The 26,677-nt window shown below is 58.9% G+C and carries 23 protein-coding genes and 1 pseudogene; 11 read left to right on the top strand and 13 right to left on the bottom strand.

Going from position 1 to position 26,677, the window contains the following annotated elements; genetic code table 11:
- Nucleotides 1–180: 180 nt before the first annotated feature.
- The 4 genes from IC37_RS15505 to IC37_RS15490 all read right to left on the bottom strand — a co-directional run bounded on the left by IC37_RS15505 (nt 181) and on the right by IC37_RS15490 (nt 3,488).
- Nucleotides 181–1,197, bottom strand: a complete 1,017-nt coding sequence (locus IC37_RS15505) for an alpha/beta hydrolase (RefSeq protein ID WP_030132325.1) — start codon at nt 1,195–1,197, stop codon at nt 181–183.
- A gap of 32 nt (nt 1,198–1,229) precedes the next feature.
- Nucleotides 1,230–1,649, bottom strand: a complete 420-nt coding sequence (locus tag IC37_RS15500) for an organic hydroperoxide resistance protein (protein WP_008009416.1) — start codon at nt 1,647–1,649, stop codon at nt 1,230–1,232.
- A gap of 351 nt (nt 1,650–2,000) precedes the next feature.
- Nucleotides 2,001–2,462, bottom strand: coding sequence for a MarR family winged helix-turn-helix transcriptional regulator (locus tag IC37_RS15495; protein ID WP_007899914.1), 462 nt, complete (start codon nt 2,460–2,462; stop codon nt 2,001–2,003).
- Between the two features lie 69 nt (nt 2,463–2,531).
- The gene (locus IC37_RS15490) at nt 2,532–3,488 is read right to left on the bottom strand and encodes a LysR family transcriptional regulator (RefSeq protein WP_030132324.1); all 957 of its coding nucleotides are present in this window, start codon (nt 3,486–3,488) and stop codon (nt 2,532–2,534) included.
- A 121-nt stretch (nt 3,489–3,609) separates the two neighbouring features.
- Between IC37_RS15490 and IC37_RS15485 the strand changes: the two genes are divergently transcribed.
- A complete protein-coding gene (locus tag IC37_RS15485) occupies nt 3,610–4,344 on the top strand; it encodes a sulfite exporter TauE/SafE family protein (RefSeq protein WP_371916329.1) in 735 nt (244 codons plus the stop codon).
- On the opposite strand, the gene IC37_RS15480 is transcribed toward IC37_RS15485, so the two are convergent.
- On the bottom strand, nt 4,334–5,188 hold the full coding sequence (locus tag IC37_RS15480; protein WP_007899911.1) for a LysR substrate-binding domain-containing protein: 855 nt from the start codon (nt 5,186–5,188) through the stop codon (nt 4,334–4,336). The genes IC37_RS15485 and IC37_RS15480 overlap by 11 nt on opposite strands.
- 96 nt (nt 5,189–5,284) lie before the next feature.
- Here IC37_RS15480 and IC37_RS15475 point away from each other — a divergent pair, with 96 nt between their 5' ends.
- Entirely contained in the window at nt 5,285–5,500 is a 216-nt protein-coding gene (locus tag IC37_RS15475; protein ID WP_008075682.1) for a DUF1127 domain-containing protein, read from the top strand.
- A 64-nt stretch (nt 5,501–5,564) separates the two neighbouring features.
- Nucleotides 5,565–6,794, top strand: a complete 1,230-nt coding sequence (locus IC37_RS15470; protein WP_030132322.1) for a winged helix-turn-helix domain-containing protein — start codon at nt 5,565–5,567, stop codon at nt 6,792–6,794.
- Nucleotides 6,795–6,901: 107 nt separating this feature from the next.
- Here the strand turns inward: IC37_RS15470 and IC37_RS15465 are convergent, their stop codons facing one another.
- Nucleotides 6,902–8,248, bottom strand: coding sequence for a class II 3-deoxy-7-phosphoheptulonate synthase (locus IC37_RS15465; protein ID WP_030132321.1), 1,347 nt, complete (start codon nt 8,246–8,248; stop codon nt 6,902–6,904).
- Nucleotides 8,249–8,410: 162 nt separating this feature from the next.
- Here IC37_RS15465 and IC37_RS15460 point away from each other — a divergent pair, with 162 nt between their 5' ends.
- Complete coding sequence (locus tag IC37_RS15460) at nt 8,411–9,166, top strand: spermidine synthase (RefSeq protein ID WP_030132320.1); 756 nt, start codon at nt 8,411–8,413, stop codon at nt 9,164–9,166.
- Between the two features lie 110 nt (nt 9,167–9,276).
- On the opposite strand, the gene IC37_RS15455 is transcribed toward IC37_RS15460, so the two are convergent.
- Complete coding sequence (locus IC37_RS15455) at nt 9,277–10,068, bottom strand: crotonase/enoyl-CoA hydratase family protein (RefSeq protein WP_030132319.1); 792 nt, start codon at nt 10,066–10,068, stop codon at nt 9,277–9,279.
- 422 nt (nt 10,069–10,490) lie between these two features.
- Here IC37_RS15455 and IC37_RS15445 point away from each other — a divergent pair, with 422 nt between their 5' ends.
- Entirely contained in the window at nt 10,491–12,164 is a 1,674-nt protein-coding gene (locus tag IC37_RS15445; RefSeq protein WP_030132318.1) for a DEAD/DEAH box helicase, read from the top strand.
- 216 nt (nt 12,165–12,380) lie between these two features.
- On the opposite strand, the gene IC37_RS15440 is transcribed toward IC37_RS15445, so the two are convergent.
- The gene (locus IC37_RS15440; protein ID WP_030132317.1) at nt 12,381–13,148 is read right to left on the bottom strand and encodes a class III extradiol ring-cleavage dioxygenase; all 768 of its coding nucleotides are present in this window, start codon (nt 13,146–13,148) and stop codon (nt 12,381–12,383) included.
- A 103-nt stretch (nt 13,149–13,251) separates the two neighbouring features.
- On the opposite strand from IC37_RS15440, the gene IC37_RS15435 reads away from it, so the two are divergent.
- Complete coding sequence (locus tag IC37_RS15435; RefSeq protein ID WP_030132316.1) at nt 13,252–13,908, top strand: thiopurine S-methyltransferase; 657 nt, start codon at nt 13,252–13,254, stop codon at nt 13,906–13,908.
- Between the two features lie 192 nt (nt 13,909–14,100).
- On the opposite strand, the gene htpX is transcribed toward IC37_RS15435, so the two are convergent.
- Entirely contained in the window at nt 14,101–14,988 is an 888-nt protein-coding gene (gene htpX, locus IC37_RS15430; RefSeq protein ID WP_008075669.1) for a protease HtpX, read from the bottom strand.
- Between the two features lie 317 nt (nt 14,989–15,305).
- On the bottom strand, nt 15,306–16,517 hold the full coding sequence (locus tag IC37_RS15425; protein ID WP_030132315.1) for a pyridoxal phosphate-dependent aminotransferase: 1,212 nt from the start codon (nt 16,515–16,517) through the stop codon (nt 15,306–15,308).
- 225 nt (nt 16,518–16,742) lie between these two features.
- Here IC37_RS15425 and msrB point away from each other — a divergent pair, with 225 nt between their 5' ends.
- The 3 genes from msrB to IC37_RS15410 all read left to right on the top strand — a co-directional run bounded on the left by msrB (nt 16,743) and on the right by IC37_RS15410 (nt 18,267).
- A complete protein-coding gene (msrB, locus tag IC37_RS15420) occupies nt 16,743–17,138 on the top strand; it encodes a peptide-methionine (R)-S-oxide reductase MsrB (RefSeq protein WP_030132314.1) in 396 nt (131 codons plus the stop codon).
- Between the two features lie 185 nt (nt 17,139–17,323).
- Entirely contained in the window at nt 17,324–17,809 is a 486-nt protein-coding gene (locus IC37_RS15415; protein ID WP_030132313.1) for a glutathione peroxidase, read from the top strand.
- Nucleotides 17,806–18,267 (top strand): MarR family winged helix-turn-helix transcriptional regulator, encoded by a 462-nt coding sequence (locus IC37_RS15410; RefSeq protein WP_030132312.1) that lies wholly within the window; start codon nt 17,806–17,808, stop codon nt 18,265–18,267. The genes IC37_RS15415 and IC37_RS15410 overlap by 4 nt, the downstream gene beginning before the upstream one ends.
- Here IC37_RS15410 and IC37_RS15405 read toward each other — a convergent pair.
- Nucleotides 18,251–20,572 (bottom strand): response regulator, encoded by a 2,322-nt coding sequence (locus tag IC37_RS15405; protein ID WP_030132311.1) that lies wholly within the window; start codon nt 20,570–20,572, stop codon nt 18,251–18,253. The two genes, IC37_RS15410 and IC37_RS15405, sit on opposite strands and share 17 nt — an antisense overlap.
- Nucleotides 20,573–20,726: 154 nt before the next feature.
- Between IC37_RS15405 and IC37_RS15400 the strand changes: the two genes are divergently transcribed.
- Together IC37_RS15400 and IC37_RS15395 are read left to right on the top strand one after the other, a co-directional pair.
- A complete protein-coding gene (locus tag IC37_RS15400; protein ID WP_030132310.1) occupies nt 20,727–21,617 on the top strand; it encodes an ATP-binding protein in 891 nt (296 codons plus the stop codon).
- Entirely contained in the window at nt 21,614–22,096 is a 483-nt protein-coding gene (locus tag IC37_RS15395; protein WP_030132309.1) for a GAF domain-containing protein, read from the top strand. Before IC37_RS15400 ends, IC37_RS15395 begins: the two co-directional genes overlap by 4 nt.
- A 136-nt stretch (nt 22,097–22,232) precedes the next feature.
- Here the strand turns inward: IC37_RS15395 and IC37_RS15390 are convergent.
- Nucleotides 22,233–25,872: pseudogene (locus IC37_RS15390) on the bottom strand (transporter substrate-binding domain-containing protein).
- Nucleotides 25,873–25,880: 8 nt separating this feature from the next.
- Nucleotides 25,881–26,507, bottom strand: a complete 627-nt coding sequence (locus IC37_RS15385; RefSeq protein ID WP_030132308.1) for a response regulator transcription factor — start codon at nt 26,505–26,507, stop codon at nt 25,881–25,883.
- Nucleotides 26,508–26,677: the final 170 nt, after the last annotated feature.

The raw sequence follows: 26,677 nt of genomic DNA, 5'->3' as shown, positions 1-26,677 counted from the left end.
AAAAAGCCCGACCATTGAGTCGGGCTTTTTTGTGCGTGCAGTTTCAGGTTCAGCGATGACCCCCTGCGGGAGCGGGCTTGCTCGCGAAGGCGGCTTATCATTCAACATTGTTGTCGACTGACACACCGCTTTCGCGAGCAAGTCGAATCGTCGCACCGCCGCTCCCACATTTGTCCTGCGTTATTTCTTCAGGTGTTGCTTCAGTTCTTCAGACGCCTGCAACATCGCCGAACGCACCGCGGGCACCTGGCTCACCACGTTGAGCAAACCGTAGTCGTGGATCATGCCGTTGTAGCGAACTGCCGTGACCGGCACACCCGCCTCGTCGAGTTTGCGGGCGTAGGCTTCACCCTCATCGCGCAGTACATCGGCGCTGGCCGTCTGCACCAGAGCGGGTGGCAAGCCCTTGAGTTGCGCGGTGGTTGCCCGCAGCGGTGAGGCGTAGATTTCGTTCCGCTGTTTGGCGTCGGTGGTGTAGTTGTCCCAGAACCACTTCATCATGTTTTTGGTGAGGAAGTGCCCCTCGGCGAACTGGTTATAGGACGCCGTCTCGAAGCTGGCGTCAGTCACCGGCCACAACAACACCTGGAATCTGATCGCCGGCGTGCCTTTGTCTTTGGCCATCAGCGCAACCACAGCCGCCATGTTGCCACCGACGCTGTTACCCGCCACGGCCAGACGTTTGCCGTCGACGTTGATCTCTTTACCGTGCTCGGCCACCCACTTCGTCGCGGCGTAGGCCTGGTTGATCGCCACCGGGTAATGCGCTTCTGGTGACGGGGTGTAATTGACGAATACCGCCGCCGCGCCCGAACCCGTTACCAAGTCCCGAACCAGCCGTTCGTGGGTCGGGAAATCCCCCAGCACCCAGCCACCGCCGTGAAAGAACATGAACACCGGCAGCTCGCCTTTGACCCCGGCCGGCCGAACGATGGTCAGGCTGATCGGTTGGCCGTCGACCTGGATGGTCTTCTCGCTGACATCGGCTTTGGGCAGCGTCAGTTTCACCCCGGCCTGCGCACCCACCAACACCGCACGGGCATCGGCAGGGGTGAGCTGTTCCATCGGTTTGCCGGTGCCGGCATTCAGCACGTCAAGGAACGCCTGGGTGTTGTGTTCAACCCCATTGCCTGCGAATGCACTGTTGATGGACAGGGCGAGAAGAGTACCGGTCAAGACTTTGCTGAAAGTGTTCATGTTCATTTCCTGTTCGACCTTGGAGTCAGCAGTTAGACGGTAACGTGCAGACGCACATCGACGTTGCCACGGGTGGCGTTGGAGTACGGGCAGACCTGGTGGGCGGCTTCGACCAGGCTTTGTGCATCAGCCTGTTCAAGCCCCGGCAGGCTGATGTGCAGGTCGATGTCCAGACCGAAACCGCCAGGGATCTGGCCGATGCCGACATGGGCGGTGATCGATGCGTCGTCCGGGATTTTGCGTTTGGTCTGGCTGGCGACGAATTTCAGCGCGCCGATGAAGCAGGCGGAGTATCCGGCTGCGAACAATTGTTCAGGGTTGGTTGCGGCGCCGCCAGCACCACCGAGTTCTTTAGGCGTGGCGAGTTTGACGTCGAGGACGTTGTCGCTGGAGATCGCACGACCGTCACGGCCGCCGGTGGAGGTTGCGATTGCGGTGTAGAGAGTTTGCATGGTGTGAGCCTCATTCGGGTTTGGATGTTTTGCGCTAAATGTTTGCGCGCTAAGTAAGTGCGAAATGAATGTAGCTCACGAATATTTAGCGCGCAATATAAATTTTCGAAAAAATTTAACCTCACGTGAACGCACGCGATTAAACGTGCTGAGTTAGAGCTGTCGTGGCGGAATTTGCGGCGGAGAATTTTTTTCGAGGAGAGGAGGCGAACGAGGGGAAAGGACACCACAAAACAAATGTGGGAGCGGGCTTGCTCGCGAAAGCGGTTTATCATTCAGCATTAGTGCTGGCTGACAGTCCGCTTTCGCGAGCAAGCCCGCTCCCACAAGGGATCTGGGGTGTTTTGAGTGTCAGAGACTGTCTTGCAGATGACTCCGCAGCGCTTGAAGATCCGCTTGCAGCTTCTTCAACTGTTCCAGCGTTTGTCCACTGGCGCCGAGGATGCACTGAGGAATGCCCCGGGCCTTGTCTCGCAGCGCACGGCCTTGCTCCGTCAGTTCGACAATCACCACTCGCTCGTCTTCACGGCTGCGGGTGCGGCTCAGCAGGCCTTCGGCTTCCAGACGCTTGAGCAGCGGGGTGAGGGAACCGGGATCGGTCAGCAGTCGGGTGCTGATTTCGCCGACCGTCAACCCATCCTTTTCCCACAACACCATCATCGCCAGGTACTGCGGATAGGTCAGGCCCAGCGCTTGCAGCAGCGGCTTGTAGACCTTGGTCATCAGCAGCGAGGTGGAATGCAGGGCGAAGCAGACCTGATTGTCCAGCAGCAGGTCGTCGCAGTTGTCCGGGTTGTTGCGTTCGGTGTTCATTTCAAAGCCTTGATCAGTGATCGTCATGAATCTAGCGGGCGAATCTTTAATGCGCCAGATAATTCTGGACTAGTGGCGGTCCAGGTTGGTTTGCAGCGCCAGATCCCATGGCGGGATGGGGCTGAAACGGGTTTTCAGGTATTCCAGCAACAAGCGGCTGCGCGAACTGGGTTGCTGCTCCAGGCGCAATGCATAAATACCGGTGCTTTCCGGTTTCGGCAGACCGTTTTCGCAGAACAGAGGCAGCAGTTCGCCGCGCAATAAATATTCGCTGGCCAGCCAGGTCGGCAAGTGCGCGATGCCCAATCCGGCCAGTGCGCCGCAGACCAGTGCCTCGGCATTGTTGGCGCTCATGCGGATTCGCGCTGGCCGATGCAAGTGCATCTGCCCATCCCGTTCGAAGCGCCAGGCGAAGGGCGGAGCCAGGCCCTCCCAATCGAGACCATCATGTTCAGTCAACTGCGCAGGGTCGGTCGGCACGCCACGGCGTTGCAGGTAATCGGGATTGGCGCAGGCAATGCGCACCATGCTCGCCAGCGGCGTGGCCACCAGTCGCGTGTCGGCCATCTGCCCGGCACGCAACACCAGATCGACCTTGCCCAGGTTCGAGCCCTGCATGTCGACAAAGCTGTCGATCAGGTGCAATTGCACGTCGAGGCCGGGGTAAAGCGTCAGGAAATCGGCAATCACCGGCGCCAGATGTCGGCGTCCGAAGGCTGCCGGCGCATCCACCCGAATCAGTCCTTCCGGCGCACTGCTAAGAGATACTGCTTCCGCCCGGGCCAGGCGCAGTTCAGCGACGATCCGCCGCGCACGCTCGGCAAAAGCCAGACCGGCCGGAGTCGCGCGCACGGCATGGGTGCTGCGAATGAACAACTGGCTGCCGACCGCGCTTTCGAGGCTGTCGATGCGTCGCGCCACGGCCGAAGGCGTCAATGGATGGCGACGGGACGCGGCGGAAAAACTGCCGCTTTCCAGCACATCGAGAAACAGGCCAAGTTGTTCGGTTAATTGATTGGGGTTCATGGTTCGTCGGCTGTGCGAAATTGGCACAGCCATTGTGCGTTGCTGTGCGTTTCCCCGCCAGAGCCGACTGCGTAGGATGAACAGCCTGACAAAAGGAAATTCGCCTGTGATTGAGTTCTTGATGTATCTGGTTTTTGGCGCGGCCTTGGGAACCCTCGGCGGCCTGTTCGGCATTGGGGGCGGATTGGTCGCTATCCCGCTGCTGGGCGTGTGGTTCGGTCTTGATCAGCAGATTGCCCAAGGCACGGCGCTGGTGATGGTCGTGCCCAACGTGATGCTGGCGCTGTGGCGCTATCACCAACGCAATCGCATCGAATTGCGGCATGCGCTGCCACTGGCCTCGATGGGGTTCTGCTTTGCCTGGATCGGTTCGATCTGGGCGGTGGGTATCGATGCGCAAACCATGCGCTTGGGCTTCGTCGCTTTCCTGATCGCGCTGTCGGCCTACAACCTGATGCGAATGTTCACCGCCAACGCACCGACCTCTTCGCAGATGCGCTATTCCTGGCCGTGGCTGGGTGTGCTCGGCGCAGCTTCCGGGACGATGGGCGGACTATTTGGAGTGGGCGGGGCGGTGGTTGCAACGCCGGTGCTGACCAGTCTGTTCGGTACCACTCAAGTGGTTGCCCAGGGGTTGGCGCTGGCGCTGGCGTTGCCGAGTACGGGCGTCACCCTGGCGACTTATGCGGTGCACCATCAGGTGCATTGGGCGATCGGTGTGCCGTTGGCGGTCGGTGGATTGATGAGCATCAGTTGGGGCGTGAGAATTGCCCACGCATTGCCGGAGCGACTCCTGCGCGGGCTGTTCTGTGGTTTTCTGGTGGTCTGTGCAGTGATGCTCGCGTTTAAAGTTTGAAACCTTCGACGATGTGCTCGGCCAGGCATTCGGTGATCGGCGAAGGGTTGTTCAGGTTGCGGATCAGCATGATGCTGGCTTCCGGCAACAACGGCAGGTCTTCGTTGGCGCCAAGGATGCGCATGTCCGGTGTGATCAGGCTTTCCAATTGCGCGGTGATCGCCAGACCCGCGCTGACCACGGCCATCAATGCCGACAGGCTGGAGCTGTTGTAGGCAATGCGGTAGTCGCGGCCCATGGCATCCAGGGCATTGCATGCCCAGAGGCGGCAGAAACAATCACTGTTGAACATCGCCAGCGGCAGCGGTGTTTGTTCATGGGCGCTGAAGCATTGGGCTTCGGCCCAGACAAAACGCTCCTTGCGCAACAATTGGCCAATCTCGTTGCCCGGCTCGCGGGTAACGATGGACAGGTCCAGGTCCTGGCGCTGCAACAGTTGCCGGGTCGATTCGCAATGAACCTCGATCTGGATCAGCGGGTAGAACTGCGCGAAGCGCGACAGGATGCCCGGCAGAAAGCGCATGACGTAATCGTCGGGTGTGCCGATGCGCACCGTGCCGACCATGTGCGGCTCACGCAGGGTATTGAAGACTTCGCTATGGAGTTTCAGGATGCGCCGCGCATAGCCAAGCAATACCTGGCCTTCGGCGGTCAGCTTGACCTGGCGCCCGTCGCGTTCGAACAGCTGGCGCTGCAGCACGTCTTCTTCCAGGCGTTTCATCTGCATGCTCACCGCCGACTGGGTGCGGTTGACCATTTCACCGGCGCGGGTAAAACCGCCCTGATCGGCGATCGCGACGAAGGTGCGCAGTACATCGGTGTCGATACTGGGGTAGGCGGACATTCATCAATCTCCGAGATGTATGCCATCAGAAACATTCGTTGGATTGATCTTATCGCTGGCGCGAGACTTGAGCCATCCCTAAAGGAGGGCAATACGATGAAAGGTCACAACGAGCATGTAACGGAACAAAAATTCTCAATCCACGCGGTATCCGATCTGCTGCACAAGTTTAGTCGCTGGTACGAACTTCACCGTGAACGTGAAATGCTGGCGGGCTTGAGCGACGAAGCACTGAAGGATATCGGCGTGAGCCGTGCGGATGTGGAGCATGAGACGGTAAGACCGTTCTGGGATGATCCGATGCATAAATGATGATGCCATCGCTACACAAACCGCTTCCGGGTGAGGTAGGTTGCGAGCAGACAAGGAGATGCTCATGCCCGCCACACTGTCTTTTTCCCTCAAACAGGCTCGGCGTCTGGCGCTGGCCGCCCAAGGGTTCAACGGGCGCCAGCCGCCGGCGACGATCAAAGCGGTTCAGCTCAACCGGCTGATCGAACGCCTGGGCATTCTGCAGATCGATTCGGTCAATGCGTTAGTGCGTTCGCACTACCTTCCCTTGTTTTCCCGTCTTGGCAATTATTCATCCGACTTGCTTGATCAGGCTGCCTGGAGTCAGGGCCGTCGACGCACGTTGTTCGAGTACTGGGGCCATGAAGCGTCTCTGTTGCCCTTGTCGATGTACCCCTTGATGCGCTGGCGCATGCAGCGCGCGGCCAGCGGCGAAGATATCTATCAGCAACTCGCGCGTTTTGGTCGTGAGCAGCAAGGCACGATTCGCCGCGTTTTGGCGTCGGTTCAGGAGCTCGGTGCACTGGGTGCTGGCAGCTTGTCGACCCGGCAGGAGCGGGCAGGGCCGTGGTGGGACTGGAGCGCGGAAAAGCATGCGCTGGAATGGCTGTTCGCCGCCGGTGAAGTGACCGTGGCCGGTCGGCGCGGGTTCGAACGGCTTTATGATTTGCCGGAGCGGGTGATTCCTTCGGCGATACTTCAACAACCTTTGCTTAGCGAGGCCGAGGCTCAGCGCGGCCTATTACTGCACGCCGCCGCGGCTTTGGGTGTTGGTACGGAAAAGGACCTGCGGGATTATTTTCGCTTGAGCCCGGCAGACAGCCGGCCGCGGCTAGCGGAACTGGTCGAGGAGGGTGATCTGTTGGTCTGTGAGGTTGAAGGCTGGCGGCAGCCGGCCTATTGCCTGGCAGAGCCGAAAGTGCCGCGCAAGGTCGAGGCCAGTGCGCTGCTTTCACCGTTCGATTCGCTGATCTGGGAACGCAGCCGTACCGAGCGGTTATTCGATTTTCGTTATCGGCTGGAGATTTATACGCCGCAGCACAAGCGCATCTACGGCTATTACGTATTGCCGTTTTTGCACAATGAGCGGATTGCCGCGCGGGTCGACTTGCGGGCCGAGCGAGCGTTGGGCCGGTTGGCGGTGCATGCCGTGCATGAGGAAGAGCCGGGGCTGGATGAGGACGGGATGATGGCGTTGGCGGTCAATCTGCAGCAGATGGCGGATTGGTTGGGGCTGGAGCAGATTCAATTGAATTGCCCGCGGGCGAGTGCGGCGCGGTTGCGGGTGGCATTGGCTCAATTTGGCGGTGATTGAGCTGACGCCTTCGCGAGCAAGCCCGCTCCCACATTTGGAATGCGGTCAACTGTGGGAGCGGGCTTGCTCGCGAAGGCGGTGTATCAGGCAACCAAAGACTTACTGACTCACCGCCGAACCTGCTTCAACGTCTCGGCAATCAAAAACGCCAATTCCAGCGACTGATCGGCATTCATCCGCGGGTCGCAGTGGGTGTGGTAACGATCCGACAATCCATCCTCGGTAATCGGCCGCGCGCCACCGATGCATTCGGTGACGTTCTGCCCGGTCATTTCGATGTGGATGCCACCGGCATAACTGCCTTCCGCCTCGTGAACCTGGAAGAACTGTTTCACCTCGCCAAGGATCTGCGCGAAGTCACGGGTCTTGTAGCCGCTGCTGGCCTTGATGGTGTTGCCGTGCATCGGGTCGGAACTCCAAAGCACCTGCTTGCCTTCGCGCTGCACCGCGCGGATCAGCTGCGGCAGGTGATCGCCGACCTTGTTCGCGCCCATCCGCGCAATCAGGTTCAGGCGGCCCGGATCGTTGTCCGGGTTGAGCGCATCGATCAGGCGAATCAGGTCTTCGGGGTTCATGCTTGGGCCGACCTTCACGCCGATCGGGTTGTGCACTCCGCGCAGGAATTCGACATGCGCGCCGTCCAGTTGACGGGTACGGTCGCCGATCCACAGCATGTGGGCCGAGCAGTCGTAGTAGTCGTTGGTCAGGCTGTCGCGACGCACGAAGGCTTCTTCGTAGTTCAGCAGCAGCGCTTCGTGGGCGGTGAAGAAACTGGTTTCGCGCAGTTGTGGCGAGCTGTCCATGCCGCAGGCACGCATGAAGGCCAGGGTTTCATCGATGCGGTCGGCCAGGTGGCTGTATTTCTCGGCCAGCGCCGAGTTGGCGATGAAGTCCAGGTTCCACTTGTGCACCTGATGCAGGTCGGCAAAGCCGCCCTGGGCAAAGGCACGCAGCAGGTTCAGGGTTGCAGTGGACTGGTGGTAAGACTGCAGCAGACGATCCGGGTCCGGTACACGGCTTTTTTCGTCGAAACCAATGCCGTTGACGATATCGCCACGGTAGGCCGGCAGCGTCACGCCGTTGATGGTTTCATCGTTGGCCGAACGGGGTTTGGCGAACTGGCCGGCCATGCGTCCGACCTTGACCACCGGGCAACCGGCGGCGAAGGTCATGACGATCGCCATTTGCAGCAACACTTTAAACGTGTCGCGAATTTTCGCGGCGGAGAATTCGGCGAAGCTTTCGGCGCAGTCGCCGCCCTGCAACAGAAACGCCCGGCCCTGGGTCACTTCGGCGAACTGACGGCGCAACTCCCTGGCTTCACCGGCAAACACCAGCGGCGGATAGCTCGCCAGGGTTTGCTCGACGTGCAGCAAATGCGCCGCATCGGGATATTGAGGTTGTTGCTGGATCGGCAGGGCGCGCCAGCTGTCAGGGCTCCAGGGTTGGCTCATTGCAGTCTCTAGTGTTTAACGCTCGGACGGTTATGTTATCAGCAATTAGTGCGTGACCTGTTCCCGTCGCTTCGCGGACAATCGCTCCTTTGCCGCCACCCACGCGGTCTTATTGCGCTGCTATTTACTGCATTGCAGGCCCGGTAACGATCAGGAGACGAAATGACTGAGGAGCGCGTCGAGCAGTTGCTCGCCGAGGTACAGGATGAATTCGGCGTGATTCGCGTGCTGGAAGTGGCCGATTACCGTTTTCTGGAGTTCGGTGATGCCATCGAACAAAGCTGCGTGTTCACCGCTGACCCGAGCTGGCTCGAGTACGATTACACCCGGGCGATGCTGATTGGCGCACTGTGCCACGAACAGCCGGAAAGCGCGCTGTTCCTCGGGCTCGGTGCCGGGACACTGACCCAGGCTTGCCTCAAGTTCCTGCCTCTGGAAGATGTCGAAGCCATCGAGCTGCGTCCGGATGTACCGCGCCTGGCCATCGAATACCTCGGGCTGGATGATGATCCGCGGCTGTACATCCGCGTCGGCGATGCCTTGGAATTGCTAGATACGGCTGAACCGGCCGATCTGATTTTCGTCGACCTCTATACCGATGTCGGGCCGGGTGTCGGGCATCTGGCTTGGGGTTTTCTGGAAAACTGTCAGAAGCGTTTGAATCCGGGTGGCTGGTTGGTGATCAATCAGTGGGCCACCGACGATGGTCGACCGTTGGGGGCGGCATTGTTACGCGGTCTCTATCACCGGCATTACTGGGAGTTGCCAGTGAAGGAGGGCAACGTGATTCTGATCGTGCCGTCTGAGCTGGATCAGGAACTGAATATGGATGGGTTGATCGCGCGCGCTGAAGGCTTGGCGCCGCAATTGGGGTATTCGTTGCAGTCGTTGATCAAGGCGATTCGGCCGGCGACATAAGTCGTTGTCTGTTCGGGCCCCTTCGCGAGCAAGCCCGCTCCCACATTGGATCGCGTTCTAATGTGGGAGCGGGCTTGCTCGCGAAGAGGGCCTCACAGCCAATACGTCCCTCAAACCCCTTTAAAGATGCCCGGCCGCTTCTCGACCATCGACCGCACACCCTCCTTGGCATCCTCGCTATTCAGCAATGTCTTCACCAGCGCCGGCAAGGCCTGAGCTGCCGCCATTTCACCCTCATAGCGCGCCTGCCGGGCCGACATCAACGTCGCTTGAACCCCCAGCGGCGCCTGCCGGGCAATCCGCTCCGCCAATTCAATGGCTCGTGGCAACAAGTCCTCGCTGGCCATGACTTCCTGCACCAACCCCAGATGCAAGGCGTCATGAGCGTCAAACTCATCACCGGTGAGCAACCAGCGCATGGCATTGCCCCAGCCGGCGACCTGATGCAGGCGCAAGGTAGCGCCGCCGAACGGGAAGATCCCGCGCTGCACTTCCTTCTGGGCAAAACGGGTATTGCTGGCGCACAGGTTGATGTCGGCAGCCAGCATCAACTCGATGCCAACGGTCAGGCAGTAGCCTTGAGCCGCGACGATCACCGGCTTGCTGACCCGAGGGCCGGCGAGTACACCCCATGGGTCGCAGCCACCGGGCGGTGCCTGCCAGCCTTCGGCCAGGGCTGCACCGGCGCTGACCAGATCGAGCCCGGCCGTGAAATGCTCGCCATGGCCGAACACCACCGCGACCCGCGCCTCGCTGTCGGCCTCGAACTCGCCATAGGCCAGGCTGAGTTCGTTGAGCAGGTCGAGGTCGAAGGCATTGCGTTTGGCCACCCGATCCAGGCCGATCATCAGGACATGACCGTGTCGTTCACGGGTTACACGACTGGGGCTGGGCTGATTCATGGGACATTTCCTCGGGTGGGGAAGGGGGTGTGAGACCGAAGGTCTGCGTCGCTAGAGTGAACCGTTTTAGCGCCATCGTCAGCAGGGCCGGGCCTTTGCAAAATAGACCGTCGCACAATTATCCGAAAAGCCCGTGACACAACGGCGTACGCCGGTTTTTTCCGATAAAAAAAGCTCCCTTTTCGGGCGAATTCCGGTATAGTGCGCGCCGGCCTTTAACCGGGCCGCGTTTAGGTAGCGCAATTCCCCGAAGTCAGCTTCGGCTGCACGTCCGCACAGCGGACTCTCCCTTGACGAATCTTTTTCATTCATTCGTTTTCGCAAATCCCCGCCGACAAAGCAGCCAGGGCGACTCTTGAGTCTTACACGGCATGCGCAGCTTTGGAGCATGGGTCTTTGCGGATGCACTTAGAGGCAGACCCATGACCCAGGAAACCGGCGGCTTCGCCGCTTTTAATCTTAATCCGAATATTCTTGCAGCTGTCATTGCGACCGGCTACGAAGAACCTTCGGCTATTCAGCAGCAATCGATCCCGATCATCATGGCCGGTCACGACATGATTGGTCAGGCGCAAACCGGTACGGGTAAAACCGCCGCGTTCGCCCTGCCGATCCTGCACCGCATCGATCCTGCCAAGCGCGAGCCGCAAGCCCTGATCCTGGCGCCAACCCGTGAGTTGGCGCTGCAAGTAGCAACCGCTTTCGAAACCTACGCCAAGCAAATGCCGGGCGTTACCGTTGTGGCCGTTTACGGCGGCGCGCCTATGGGCCCGCAACTGAAAGCAATCCGTAATGGCGCACAGATCGTTGTCGCCACGCCGGGCCGTCTGTGCGACCACCTGCGTCGTGACGAAAAAGTTCTGGCTACCGTGAACCACCTGGTTCTCGACGAAGCTGACGAAATGCTCAAACTGGGTTTCATGGACGACCTCGAAGTTATCTTCAAGGCCTTGCCTCCAACCCGTCAGACCGTATTGTTCTCGGCCACCCTGCCGCAGTCGATCCGTGCCATTGCCGAACGCCATCTGCGCGATCCGCAACACGTGAAGATCCAGACCAAGACTCAGACCGTTACCGCGATCGAACAGGCTCACCTGTTGGTTCACGCTGACCAGAAGACCTCGGCTGTATTGAGCCTGCTGGAAGTGGAAGATTTCGACGCCCTGATCATGTTCGTGCGCACCAAGCAAGCGACCCTGGACCTGGCCAGTGCCCTGGAAGCCAAAGGCTACAAAGCCGCTGCGCTGAACGGTGACATTGCTCAGAACCAGCGTGAGCGCGTGATCGATTCCCTCAAGGATGGCCGTCTGGACATCGTTGTGGCGACCGACGTTGCTGCTCGTGGCCTGGACGTTCCGCGCATCACTCACGTGTTCAACGTTGACATGCCGTACGACCCGGAATCCTACGTTCACCGTATCGGCCGTACCGGCCGTGCCGGTCGCGAAGGTCGTGCACTGCTGCTGGTGACTCCTCGTGAGCGCCGCATGCTGCAAGTGATCGAGCGTGTAACCGGTCAGAAGGTTGCCGAAGTTCGTCTGCCGGATGCCCAGGCCGTTCTTGATGCCCGCATCAAGAAGCTGACCAACAGCCTGTCGCCGCTGGTCGCTGATGCCGAATCGACTCACGGTGATCTGCTGGATCGCCTGACCGCCGACATCGGTTGCACCCCGCGTGCATTGGCCGCTGCTCTGCTGCGCAAGGCAACCAACGCTCAGGCGCTGACCCTGGCTGCAATCGAGAAAGAACGTCCACTGGTGCCGAACAACGCACCGCGTGGCGATCGTCCAGAGCGTTCCGGTGATCGTCCGGACCGTGGTGATCGCGAGCGTCGTGCTCCGATTCCATTGGCCGAAGGTCGTGCTCGTTGCCGTACCGCGCTGGGTGCGCGTGATGGTATCGCTGCCAAGAACCTGCTGGGTGCCATCCTCAACGAAGGTGGTCTGGCGCGTGAAGCCATCGGTCGCATCCAGGTGCGTGACAGCTTCAGCCTCGTCGAGCTGCCGGAAGATGGTCTGGAGAAACTCCTGACCAAACTGAAGGACACTCGCGTTGCCGGTAAGCAGTTGAAGCTGCGTCGCTATCGCGAAGATTGATCCGCTCCCTCGCGACGGATCGAACATAAAAAATCCCCGACTGGTTCGGGGATTTTTTTCGCCTGCTGTTTTGTGTCTTGCCTGAAGAGCCGTGTCGCTCCCTTCGCGAGCAAGCCCGCTCCCACACTGGATCTGCGTCGTACATAAATTCTGAATTCACTGAAGATCAAGTGTGGGAGCGGGCTCGCTCGCGAAGGGGGCAAATCGGTCTACCTGTTACCCGAAGCGATAAATATCCATCCCCAACGCACCCATGGTGAAACCCTGGTGCGCAATGCTGAACTTCCCCCCGGCCGCGCGGGCAAAGTACAGCGGCAGCAGATGCTCGTCACTCGGATGGTTACGCACAGCATTCGGAGCCTGTTGGCGATAGTCGTGCAACGCGGCTTCGTCGTTCGCTTCGAGTTTCTCGATCATCCAGTCGCGGAACGCCTTGGCCCAGGGTTCGACGCTTTCCGGGCCGGCATGCCAGTCCAGTTCGCGCAGGTTGTGGGTGATGCTGCCGGAGCCGATCAACAGCACGCCATGTTCGCGCAGGCTGGCCAAGGCATGGCCGATGCGGGTTTGCAGGGCTGGGCCGCCACGGGTGGGTAGCGAAACCTGCACCACCGGGATATCAGCTTGCGGATACATCAACGACAAGGGCACCCAAACACCGTGGTCGAACGGTCGCTGGCTGTCGATGCGCGCCGGCAGGCCATCGGCCTTCAGCCGCTCGACCACCTCCGCCGCCAGTTGCGGATTGCCGGGGGCCGGGTATTGCACCTCGAACAAGGCCTGCGGAAAGCCGCCGAAGTCGTGCCAGGTTTCAGGCTGGGGGTTGCCGCTGACCAGCAGTTCGCTGCTTTCCCAGTGCGCGGAAACCATCACGATGGCTTTGGGTTTCGGCAATGCGGCGGCCAGGCGCGCGAGGGCCGGCCCGCTGGCGCCCGGTTCCAGGGCTAGCATCGGGGAGCCATGAGAGATATACAGGCTGGGGAACATGAATGAGCTCCTGAGAGTAAGATGGCACCATCTTCAGTCAGATCATTGATCTAAATCTAATATAAGTTTTAGGGTCTTTTGATCGAATTTTTCGGGGTTAATTATGCAGCCGGAGTTTTGGCACAAACGATGGGCGTCGAATCAGATCGGCTTTCATCTGCCGGAAGTGAATCCTTATCTGCAACGGTTCTGGCCAGCGTTGGGCCTGGAAGAGGGCGCTCGCGTGCTGGTGCCGTTGTGTGGGAAAAGTCTGGATCTGTTGTGGCTGGCGCACCAAGGTCATGAAGTCTTGGGGATTGAGCTGTCGGAAAAGGCCGTGGAGGATTTCTTCAGTGAGCATCAGTTTGACCCGGACGTCAGTGAGCAGGGGCCGTTCAAGGTCTACCGTGCCGGGTCGATCGAGTTGTGGTGTGGCGATTTCTTCGAGTTGACGGCAGGCGATGTCGCCGATTGCAGCGCGCTGTATGACCGCGCGGCGTTGATTGCCCTGCCGCCGACGATGCGTGAGCAATACGCGGCTCATCTGATTCGGATTTTGCCGAAGGATTCTTTAGGGCTTTTGATTACGCTGGATTACGACCAGGCGCAAATGGACGGGCCGCCGTTTGCGGTGCTGGATGATGAAGTGCAACGGTTGTTTGGCGATGTGTGGGCGCTGAAGATTCTGGAAGACCAGGATGTTCTGGGTGAGAGTTGGAAGTTTCTTGAGGCCGGTGTGACGCGGCTTGAAGAGCGGGTTTATCGGGTTTCCAGCCATTAAGGTGTGTTGAAGTTGCTGGCCTCTTCGCGAGCAAGCCCGCTCCCACATTAGTTGACCGCGTGATCTGAATGGACGCGGTCCACTGTGGGAGCGGGCTTGCTCGCGAAGGGGACCTGAAGAGCACCGCACTAATCAAACAGACAAAAAAAGGCCCGCATTCACTGCGGGCCTTTTCTTTTAGTGCGGAGCCTCTCAGCCCCGACGACGCAGTGCGTCGATGCGCTCTTCCAGCGGCGGGTGGCTCATGAACATGCGAGCGAACCCTTGTTTGAGACCACCGTTGATGCCGAAAGCATTCAGAGTATCCGGCATGTGCACCGGCAGCCCTTGTTCTGCACGCAGACGCTGCAGGGCACCGATCATTGCACTGGTACCGGCCAGGCGTGCACCGGCATCGTCGGCACGGAATTCGCGTTTTCGCGAGAACCACATGACGATGGCGCTGGCCAGAATACCCAGAACCAGTTCAGCGAAGATGGTGGCCACATAGTAGGCGATGCCCTGGCCTTCTTCGTTCTTGAAGATCACCTTGTCGACAAAGTTGCCGATGATCCGGGCGAAGAACATCACGAAGGTGTTCACCACGCCCTGGATCAACGCCAGGGTAACCATGTCGCCATTGGCCACGTGGCCGATTTCATGGGCCAGAACGGCTTTCACTTCATCCGGTGAGAAACGCTCGAGCAAGCCCTGGCTGACCGCAACCAGTGCATCGTTCTTGTTCCAGCCGGTGGCGAAGGCGTTGGCTTCATAGGCCGGGAAAATCCCCACTTCGGGCATCTTGATCCCGGCTTCGCGGGACAATTGCTCGACGGTTTGCAGCAGCCATTGCTCGTGCCGGGTGCGCGGCTGGCTGATGATCTGGGTGCTGGTGCTCATTTTCGCCATCCACTTGGAGATGAACAGCGAGAACAGGGAACCGGCGAAACCAAAGACCGCACAGAAAATCAGCAGCTGATTGAGGTTGAGATCAACCCCGTTGGCCGCCATGAACCCGTTGAAGCCGAAAAGGCTCAGGGTGATGCTGGCAATCAGCACGACCGCCAGGTTAGTGGCCAAAAACAGCAAAATGCGCATCATGGTTATAGAAATCTCCTCGGTGCTAAAGATGTAGCGTACTGCGGGGTATATAAGGTGCTGCGACGGGCTATTCAACCGGGTGACTATTTCAAACTGTGTCCTACAGCAACAGTCTAGCTGTTTGAAGGGCATTTCCGACGTCGACATGGGAAACGGTTGTCAGCCAATTAGCGTCGCAGGCCCCGCCGTTGTTAGGCGCGGGCATGAAACGTGTCGTCCGTCAGAGCTTGAAACAACGATGCAGGGTAGGGCGCACAGATGTGTTGCTGAATTAATCACCGTGCGACTTTAATCAGCGTCGCACGGTGACAGGCCACTTACTGGCGGTAGGACTTGAGGAAGTTGCCGATCCGGCCGATCGCCTGATCCAGGTCGTCGAGCCGTGGCAGGGTGACCACGCGGAAGTGATCCGGCCATGGCCAGTTGAAGGCCGTGCCTTGCACCACCAGCAGCTTCTCCGAGAGCAGCAGGTCGAGCACGAATTTCTCGTCGTTGTGGATCGGGCAGACTTTCGGGTCGATCCGCGGGAACGCGTACAGTGCGCCCATCGGCTTGACGCAGCTTACGCCAGGAATGTCGTTCAGCAGTTCCCAGGTACGATTGCGCTGTTCCAGTAGACGCCCTTGCGGCAGCACCAGATCGTTGATGCTCTGATAGCCGCCCAGCGCGGTCTGGATCGCGTGCTGGCTCGGCACGTTGGCGCACAGGCGCATGTTGGCCAATATGTCGATGCCTTCGATGTAGCTCTGGGCGTGATGTTTCGGACCGGAAATGGCGACCCAGCCGGAACGGAAGCCAGCCACACGATAGGACTTGGACAGGCCGTTGAAGGTCAGGCACAGCAAATCCGGCGCCAGCGAGGCGGTGCAGATGTGGACGGCGTCGTCGTACAGGATCTTGTCGTAGATCTCGTCGGAGAACACCACCAGATTGTGCTGACGGGCCAGTTCCAGCATGCCCAGCAGGACTTCTTTCGAGTACACCGAGCCGGTCGGGTTGTTCGGGTTGATGATCACCAGAGCCTTGGTGTTCGGGGTGATCTTGGCCTTGATGTCGGCCAGATCCGGCCACCAGTTGGCCTGTTCATCGCACAAGTAATGCACCGCGTTGCCGCCCGCCAGGCTCACTGCGGCAGTCCACAGCGGATAGTCGGGAGCCGGCACCAGCACCTCGTCACCGTTATTGAGCAGGGCCTGCATCGACATCACGATCAGCTCGGAAACGCCGTTGCCCAGATAGATGTCTTCGATGCCGACACCTTCCACCTGTTTTTGCTGGTAGTACTGCATCACAGCCTTGCGAGCGCTGAACAACCCCTTGGAGTCGCTGTAGCCCTGGGCGGTCGGCAGGTTGCGGATCACGTCCTGAAGAATTTCATCCGGCGCTTCGAAACCAAAGGGGGCCGGGTTGCCGATGTTCAGCTTGAGGATGCGATGGCCTTCCTCTTCCAGGCGTTTGGCGTGCTTGAGCACTGGGCCGCGAATGTCGTAGCAGACGTTGGCGAGCTTGTTCGATTTGCTGACCTGCATGGCGATGTGTTCCCGAAAATGAACGATCCAGGCGGCGTATGAACGACCGTGCTGGGAATCCTGCGTATTCACACAGGCCTGACGCCTTGAGCGACGGCACTCAGAATCCGTTTGAATGCGCGTGGTCTGGCTGCCAGACTGGCGTTTGACGAGGCGCAATCATACGTGCCGCCCGATCCGTGGAAAAGGTACAGATCGGGCTTTTTCAACTGCAGAGGTGTGATGATGGAAAAGTTGGAAAAAACCCTGGAAGAATGGCGTGAAATGCTCGACCCGGAGCAGTACAACGTTTGCCGCCTCAAGGGCACCGAACGGCCGTTCTCCGGTAAGTACAACGACAGCAAGGTCGACGGTGTTTACCACTGCATCTGCTGCAACGCGCCGCTGTTCGACTCAAAGACCAAATTCGATTCCGGCTGCGGCTGGCCGAGCTTCTATGCGCCGATCGGCGACAGCGCCATGGTCGAGATCCGTGATGTCAGCCACGGCATGATCCGCACCGAAGTGGTTTGTGCCACATGCGATGCTCATCTTGGGCATGTGTTCCCGGACGGCCCGCCGCCCACAGGACTGCGTTATTGCATCAACTCGGTGTGCCTGGACCTGGTGCCGCGCTCATAATGCGAGCCCTGTAGGAGCGAGCTTGCTCGCGAAGGCGTCTTGGCATTCAACACTGATGTTGACTGGCCCGGCGCCTTCGCGAGCAAGCTTCGCTCCACAGATGAACGGCGTTCAGTATTTTAAATTGCACACAATTCAATTGCTCGCTATGTTTGGTCTTTGTTCTTCCACTCGGAGTTCGTGCCATGAGCGATAACCTGCTGAGCATCCCTTGCACCACCATCAAGGGCGAGCAAAAGACCCTGGCCGATTTCGCCGGCAAAGCGGTGCTGGTGGTCAACACCGCCAGCAAATGTGGCTTCACCCCGCAATACAAAGGCCTCGAAGAGCTGTGGCAGACCTACAAGGATCAAGGTCTGGTGGTGCTCGGCTTTCCCTGCAATCAGTTCGGCAAGCAAGAGCCGGGCAACGAGGGGACGATTTCCGAGTTCTGCGAGTTGAATTACGGGGTGAGTTTCCCGCTGTTCAAGAAGATCGAAGTGAATGGTGCCGACGCCCATCCACTGTTCGTTCAGCTGAAAAAGCGCGCACCGGGCGTGCTGGGTTCCCAAGGCATCAAGTGGAACTTCACCAAGTTCCTGATCGGCAAGGACGGCCAGCTGGTCAAGCGCTTTGCTCCGGCGACTAAACCGCAGGACCTGAGCCGCGAGATCGAAGCCCTGCTCAAATGAACACGTTGTCAGTTGATTCGCTGAAGCTCGACAGTCAGCTCTGCTTCAAGCTGTACGCCGCATCGCGGGCGGTGATCCGTGCCTACAAGCCGATGCTCGATCAGTTGGGCCTGACTTATCCGCAATACCTGGCGATGCTGGTGCTGTGGGAATGGCAGGAGGCGGCGCCGCAGCTGCCGACGGTCAAGGCCTTGGGTGAGCGCCTGGCGCTGGATTCCGGGACTCTGACGCCGCTGCTCAAGCGGCTTGAGCAATTGCAATTGGTGCAGCGACAGCGTTCGGCGCGCGATGAGCGAGAGGTGCATTTGAGCCTGTCGCCTGCCGGCAAGGCTTTGCGCGATCAGGTGGGGCCGCTCAAGGCCCGGCTGTTGTGCGATAGCGGCGTCGATCTGGATCGCTTGAATGATCTGCGCGATGGCCTCGATCACCTGTTGGGGCAAATCAAAGCGCTGTCGTAGTGGGTATCCACAGGTCGAGCAGGGCGGCCAGTTCTTCCCGGCGGAAAGGTTTGGCCAGGTAGTCACTCATGCCCGCCGCACGGCAGCGTTCGCGTTCTTCGGACATGGCGTTGGCGGTCAGGGCGACGATGGGCAACTGTGGCCAGCGCCCGCTGCGACGAATCTGCCGACTGGCTTCATAGCCGTCCATCACCGGCATGTTGCAGTCCATCAGCACCAGATCGAATTCGCTCAGCTCGAGCTGATCCAGGGCTTCGGCGCCGTGGCCCGCGACGCTCACCTCGCAACCGAGTTTTCCGAGCATTCCCTTGGCCACCAACTGATTGACGGGGTTGTCCTCCACCAGCAGGATGCGTCCGCGTCGCTGGGATGAGATGGCTTCGATCCGGGCCCCGTTGATCGTGGTGAGTTCCGGCTGCAAGATCCGCCGCAATGTCTGGTAAAGCGCATTGCGCGCCAGAGGCCGCGCCTGTTGTTGCAAGGGCGCGAGAGCGTTGACTTGCTCGCTGGGCAGGAAACTGCCGTAAGCGGTTACCAGCAGAATCGGCGCGGCGAAGGTAGGGCGCAGGCCAAACAGGCATTCAGGGCAGTCGGTGATCAGTACATCCGGCTCCAGACCGATCAACCGGTCATCGATGGATCGCTGCTGATAGTCGAGCCCCCAGCCGGGCAACAGACTGTTCAACAGTTCCGCAAGACCACTGCTGGCGGCGGTGATCGCGATGATGTTGCCTTGCAGTGCTGCCGGAGAAATGGCCCGGGTATGGCAGGGCAGGGGCAGGTCGGCGCAGAACTGACTGCCGAAGCCCGCTTCCGAGCTGATCGTCAGACGCCCCTGCATGGTTTCGCAGAGGCTATAAGTCAGCGCCAGGCCCAGTCCGGTCCCGCCGAATTGCCGGGTAATGCCGGCACCGGCCTGGGTGAACGGCTGGAAGATTTTGACCTGCGCATCCTGGGCGATGCCGATGCCAGTGTCGCAGACTTCGATTCGCACACCGTCTTCGAACGTTGAAAGACGCACATCGACCCGCCCGAAACGGGTGAACTTGAGGGCGTTGGACAACAGGTTGCTGACGATCTGCCGGACCCGGGTCGGATCACCGAGCACCAGTGCGGGAAATTGCGGGTCAATCAGGCACGTCAACTCGACACTCGGCGCGGCGTTCTGAGACAGCAGGTTGGCGGTGTCTTCGATCAGCGAACCAAGGTCGAATGGAATGTGTTCGAGCTCAAGTTGACCGGCATCGAATTTCGACAGGTCGAGAATATCGTTGAGCAGTTCCACCAGCACTTTGCCCGAGTCATGGGCGATGGACAGTTGTTGCTGCTGCTCGGCATTGAGCGGGCCGTCCAGCGAGAGCGCGATCATCCCCAGCAGGCCGTTGAGAGGCGTGCGGATTTCATGGCTCATGTTGGCCAGGAATACCGAGCGCGCTTCGGCCATGTCCAGGGCAGTGCTGCGGGCTACTTCCAGCTCCTCGTTGGATTGGCTGAGCCGAGTGTTGATCGCCTTGAGTTCCGCGGTGCGGGCCGAGACGATGTTTTCCAGTTGCGAGAGGTAATCGGTCAGGCGATTTTCGGCGTTGCGCCGTTGCTGGATTTCGGTGGCGATGTTTTCGAACTGCTGATTGGCGACCTCGACCAAGACCCCGATTTCATCGTTTTCATGCCCCGTCGGACACTCCAGCCACGTCGGCTCCGCGCTGCGCGGATCACGACCACTGAGTTCGCGGATAACCCGCACCAGCGGTTTGGTCAGCATCACGTAAAACAGCGCCAGGAGAATGCCCGTGAGAATCAGGCTGCGCGCGAAGCCGTTGAGCAGGGTCACTTCGGCCCGGCGCAGGAAACGACTGCCGAAGGTGTAGGTGTCGACTTCCAGGCGCAAGGTCCCGAGGGATTCGTCCGGCAAGTGATCGAGATAAAGGCGATCTTCGAATTGCCGGTTGGCGCCGAACAGGAAGTCGCTGATCATCCGGTCATTGTTTTCCAGACCTGGGCGTTTGACGCTGGCCAGCACGGTATTGTTGTTGTCGGTCAATTGCGCGCCGATGATTGCCGGGGAGCGCAACAGACCCAGGGCCAGTTCCTGAGCGAGTTCGGCATCGATGTTATAGGCGATGCGGGATGCGGGGTTATGGCTGATTTCCAGCAAGGACAGTATTTCGCGGTTGATGGAGGCATCTTCGCTGGCATAATCGATGCCTATTTGCAGCAGGCTGAGCAGCGTGCCCAGAATGAAACCGGCCAGCACCGTAATCCTGGCTTGTTTGTACGACAGCCGGTGGCTGAACTTGATATCCATGGGATGTTGAACCACTTCCGTTTCCCTTCGCTGCTCAAGCATAGTCGATCATCAATGGATTCCGATGTTCTCGCAAAACACCTGTAAGGGGTGTAGACGCTGTGTTTCGTCGCTGTATCGCCATCATTACCGTGAATGTGCTCGAGGAGAAGACGTGGATTCCCGATTGAATGCTTTTCTTGAACGCGCCGATGCCGTTCTGGCCCGTATCGAGCCGCTGCTTCCCGCGCCTCGGCAAGCCATCGACTGGACGCACTGCCTGGCCGCACGCTGGCAGCGCGAGGGGCGCAGCGGTTTTCTGTTGCCGCTGCAAGTCAGCCTGGACACGCGTTTGTCCGACTTGATCGGCGTTGACCGGCAACTGGAGCAACTGGGTCGCAACACCCGACAGTTTCTCGACGGTATGCCGGCCAACCATGCTTTGCTCTGGGGCTCGCGTGGCACCGGTAAATCGTCGCTGGTGCGCGCCTTGCTGTCGGAACACGCCACGAGCGGCCTGCGGCTGATCGAGATCGAACGCGACCACCTGGCGGACTTGCCGCGCGTGGTCGAGCAGATCGCCAAGTTGCCTCAGCGCTTTGTGCTGTTCTGCGATGACCTGTCGTTCGAGTCGGGCGAGGGTGATTACCGCGTGCTCAAGAGCGTGCTCGATGGTTCGCTCGAACAGGCGCCAGACAACGTTCTGCTGTACGCCACTTCCAACCGTCGCCATCTGGTGCCGGAAAAGGAAAGCGATAACGAAAACTGGAAAAGGGTCGATGGCGAACTCCATCCCAGTGAGGCGGTGGAAGACAAGATCGCGCTGTCGGACCGTTTTGGCCTGTGGCTGTCGTTCTATCCGTTTACTCAGGAGCATTTCCTCAACGTCGTCGAACACTGGATCGGCCAATTGGCCGACAAGGCCGGCCTCGAGTGGCAGCGTGACGAAGCGCTGGACATACTCGCAGTGCGCTGGGCCACGGGGCGGGGCAATCGCAACGGACGTTGCGCGTATCAATTTGCCCGCTATTGGGTCGGGCTGAAGCTGCTGGAGCACAAGGCATGATCGATTTACAAAAGAGCGGCCAGGGCCTGGAGGGCTACGGCATGCTATGGGCACAGCTGGAATCACTGCTGGCAGACGAGCGTGATTTTATCGCTAATGCCGCACAATTTTCGGCCTTTCTGTTCAACCAGCTCGATGACCTGAACTGGGCCGGTTTCTACCTGAATCGCAACGAGGAACTGGTGCTTGGCCCGTTTCAGGGGCAGATCGCCTGTGTCCGGATTCCATTCGGTCGCGGTGTGTGCGGGGCGGCGGCGGCCACCTTGCAGACCCAGCGGGTCGAAGACGTACATGCGTTCCCCGGGCACATTGCGTGCGACAGTGCCTCGAACAGCGAGCTGGTGGTGCCGCTGGTCAAGGACGGTCGACTGATCGGTGTGCTGGACCTCGACAGCCCGAAACTCGCGCGTTTTACCGCGCAAGATCAAGCCGGTATCGAGCAACTGGCGGCGATTTTCCTGCGTCTGACCGACTGCTGATCAAGCTATCAAGCCGGCCCTGTTCAGCAGGCTGACGAGTCGACCGCATCAATTTGTCGAGGGTCGAGAAAACGGTTGGTGTACTGCAAATAGACTTCGTCGTTGATGAACAGCCCGAACCAGCCCCCAAGCATAGTTAATGCTCCTTCATTCTGCTTTTGTCATGGCGTGCCATCTGTTGTTGCAATGATTGCTCCAGTTCGAGCATGGCGCGCTCCATGGACTTGCTGCAATCGGCCACTTCATCGTGGTGGAATCTGTTATTGCAGGCCTGTTCGAGCGCCTCGCAGCTGTCGATCAGTCGGGAGGCCTGGACGATTCGGGCCGCGCCCTTGATTTTGTGAGCAATGTCGAGGAGTGACTGCCGGTCCTTTGACGCGGATAACGCCAGCAACGCTTTGCGGTCCAGGCGGTTGCTGTTCAGCAGTTCGGTCAACAATCGCTGGTTCAGTGTCGGGTTGCCACCGGTCAACAGGTACAATCCTTCCAGACTGAAGGCCGGCTCGCGGGCCGGCGTGATGCCTTCGACCCATTGGCTCAAGGCCGTCAGGCTGAGGGGTTTGAACAGGCAATCGTTCATGCCGGCCAGTTTGCAGCGTTGTCTTTCCTCCGGCTGCGCATTGGCGGTGAAACCCAGCACGATACAAGAAGGACGCTGCAGGTGCTGTTCATGTTGGCGAATGGCACGGACCAGCTCATATCCATTCATGATCGGCATGTTGCAATCAGCAATCACCAAATCGAATGGCTGATTCTTCCATGCCTCGAAGCCCGTCTCGCCATCTGCTGCGACAGTGAATCGATGCCCCAGAAACTCTAGTTGCTGGCACATGAGCAAGCGATTGGCCGGATGATCATCGACCACCAGAACGTTCAAGGGGGTAGTACTCGGGTGGATTTGCGGCTCGGCAGGCTCCGGCCGCCGTTCCGTCGGCAAGGTCGCCAGGTTCAGCGAAATCCGGACTTGTGTGCCGACTCCCGGCTGACTGTTCAATTGCAGATTGCCGCCCATCATTTCGCACAGATTGCGGCTGATCACCAAGCCCAGTCCCGCACCGCCTCGGGCTAACTGGCCGGAGTTATCGGCCTGAACGAAAGGCTCGAACAGCCGCTGTTGATCCTGCTCGCTGATCCCTGCGCCACTGTCTTCAACCAGCAATTGCAGGTTGACCCGGTCGGACTCGTCGGTCGGCTGCAACTCTACGCGGATCCTGACTTGGCCCTGTTGCGTGAACTTGATCGCATTGCTGACCAGGTTGGACAGCACCTGCTTGAAGCGCATTGGGTCCAACAGGACATCGATCGCCGGTTTGGCAGGGCTGAACTGCAGTTGCAATCCGAGATTTTTCTGCCGGGCCAGCCCGTCGAAGATCCGCACCACCGAGGCTACGGTTTCAGCCAGATTGACGCGCTCCGGGCTTAGGCTCAAACGCCCGGATTCGATGCGCGCAATATCGAGTATGTCCCCGATCAGTTCCAGCAGGTCTTTCGCCGAGTGGTACGCGACGTCGATGGCCGGTCGATCCGGATGACTGTGATCGATACGTTTGAGCGTCAGCTCGAGCATGCCGATGATTGCATTCATGGGCGTGCGGATCTCATGGCTCATGGTCGCCAGAAAGGTGCTTTTAGCTCGATTGGCAGCATCGGCTTGCTCTTTCGCGGCCCGCAATTCATCGAACAGTTGCCGCCGTTCGCTGATGTCGATCCAGCCGCCAATGATGCCTTGCACGTCACCGCTGGAGTCTCGATAGGGAAGAATCCAGTGATAGATCGTCAGCTTGCGGTCGTCGATGTGCAACGGCCGGTCGAGAATCAGCGGCGTCCCCTCGGCCATGACGCGCTGGTAGTCCGCCTGATATTCCCGTGCTTCGAAGGCATTACCGAGGGCGCCCTGTATGACGCCTTTACCGATGATGTCTTCGCGTTTCGCGCAGAAGGTTTCCAGATAACTGTCGTTGCAGCTTTGCAGCAATCCCTGGCGATCGCGTACGTAAATGGGATGAGGCGTGCCATTGACCAGCGATCGCATGAATTCCAGTTGATCGTTCAATGCACGCTCGGCCGCCTGCCGCTGTTTTATCTGGCGCCTCATATAGGCGTTCCAGGCAATGGATATCAGCAGTAACACACCGGCACTGATAACGATCTGATAGAACACGCGGTGATAGTTGCGCCAGGTACTTTGTGAGGCCGCTGAATAGCCACGCCAGCGGTTGTTGATGATGCCCAGCTCTTCCGGTGCGATGCTCAGCAGTGCCTTGTCGAGGATGCCATTCAGTTCTTTGGCGTCGCGCCCTGTCGCCAGGGAAAACGCGGCCTGACGGGTTCCGATGGTGGTGCTGATCTGAAGTGTCTGTTCGAAGATCCGCGATGAGATGAAGTAATTGGCGATCACCAGTGAGTTCACAGCACCTTCGGCCCGGCCCTCGGCGAGCAACTCCACGGCACTGAACGTGTCCGGGGTTTCAATCAGGTTGATCCGTGGAAATTCGCTGCGCAGGTAATCCACCAGAGGATTGCCCTGGGCGATGGCCAGGCGTTTGTCCTGCAATTGCGTGAGGTTTGTCGGGCTGTCGGCCGCTTTGCGCGTCAGCAGCACAAAGGAGTTTTCCAGGTAGGGGCGGCTGAAGTTCAACGTCGTTTCACGTTGAGCACTGGGGAGTAGGGCGGCGATCAGGTCGGCCTGATGGTTGGCGATCTGCTCGATCATCTTGTCATCGCTTCGGCTGCGCTGGATCTCGAAACGTAAACCGGTGCGCAATCTGATCAACTCGAGCAGGTCAGCTGTGACACCCCGAAAGTTGCTCGCTGTCGAAAAACGTCAGCGGCGCAAACGCTTCATTGACCGCGACGCGTACGACCGGATGTTGTGCCAGCCAGCGCTCTTCGCGGTGGCTGAGTTGCAGTTTTTGATCGGTGAGAAGAATGTCGCTGCCGGCACTCCAGCGTTTGGCAATGTTTTCTCGCTCGCTGGTGGGGATGGTCTTGAGTACCGCGTTGATGATCCCGAGCAGATCCGGGTTGCCCTTTTGCACGGCAAAACTGAAACCATGGGCTTCGTGTTTACCGAAGTTGGCCATGCGGATGTTGTTCAGATACCCCTTGTTGATCATGTAGTGTGTTGAAATGGTGTCGCCGAGAAAAACGTCGGCCTGGTCGAAGGCGACCGCATTGATTGCATTCTGGTAGGACGGGTAGGAGGTGATGATTGCCTGCGGATACAGCGCCCTGACCTCATCCAGAGGCAGATAGTGATACACCATGCTGAGTCGCATGCCGGCAAGTCCATCGGTCAGCGATCTGGTTTCTCCTTCTCGTGTCACCAGTACCGGTTGATCCACCGCATAAGGTGTGGAAAGGGCAATGTCGGCATTGTTGGCCTCGAACCCATTGGCGGTGCCGAGCATGTCGATCTGGCCTTTTTCCAGCGCCTCGATCGCGGCCCCTCGGGAGGCGAAGCGCTGAACCTTGACCGGCAACCCTATGGCCTTGCCGAGGATGCCTGCGTAATCAGCGGTGAAACCTTCATAATCGTGGCCGCTGAGGGTCAGGTCGAAGGGAGGATAATCCGGGGCCGATGTACCCAGGATCAATTCACGTTTGTCTTTAACCCATTGTCGTTGTGAGGTATCCAGTGGGACTTCCATGTGCCCGACCGTCGAGCGACTGAGCAGGGTGTAGTGCTCGCTGACTGTCTGAGCTGCGGGTACCGAGGTGCTCAGGCACAAACCCGCGGCCATGAGTATTAGATAATCTTTAAAGCGGCTGGGCATCCTGTTTCTCACACTAACGCATTACGTTTTGCCATATCGATGAGTTCAACCAGGGATTTGGCCTTGAGTTTTTGCATGAGTCGTTTTTTATAAGTGCTGACCGTCTTGTTGCTGAGAAACATCCCCTTGGCAATTTCCTTGTTGGTACGACCCTGGGCGAAAAGCTGTAATACCATCAGTTCTCGATCATTAACGGATTTAAATAATTCCAGGTCGGCCCAGCGCGCGTCGTCGCGACGAACAGGGTTCAAGGCTTGACTGGGGAAGTAGTTGTAACCTGATAAGACCGCTTTGATCGCACTCATCAGTTCACTGAGGTCTTCCTGTTTGCATACATAGCCCGATGCGCCGGACTGCATGCAGCGAATACCGAAAAGTGTCGGACACTGTGCAGTTAATACAAGAGTTTTGAGAGGGGTGCTCATGGCGTTGAAACGGGCAAGAACTTCCAGACCATCCAGTTTGGGAATGCTGATGTCGAGAATGATCAGGTCAGGCATGCATTCGCGAACCATCTGCATTGCATCGACCCCATTGTCAGTTTCGCCGACGACTTTGTAACCTTCATGTTCCAGCAGCATTCGAACGGCAAGACGGATGACAGGGTGATCGTCGACAATAAAAACGGAGTTCATAATCAAATCCCATACGTGCACAAATAAAGCGCGCACCTTAGCTCAGATAGTTGAGGGGCCGCATGAACTGAGGGGGCTGTAGCAGCAATATAGGAAAAGTCCTACAACTGAAGAAGAATAGGACTACGTATCAACTAGGTTTTGCATGAGGAAAGGCGAATGTTCGGTAG

Origin of the sequence: Pseudomonas sp. QTF5 (genome assembly GCF_000512695.2) — a bacterium.
GTDB lineage: Bacteria > Pseudomonadota > Gammaproteobacteria > Pseudomonadales > Pseudomonadaceae > Aquipseudomonas.
This window is presented reverse-complemented; position numbering and strand designations above follow the sequence as displayed.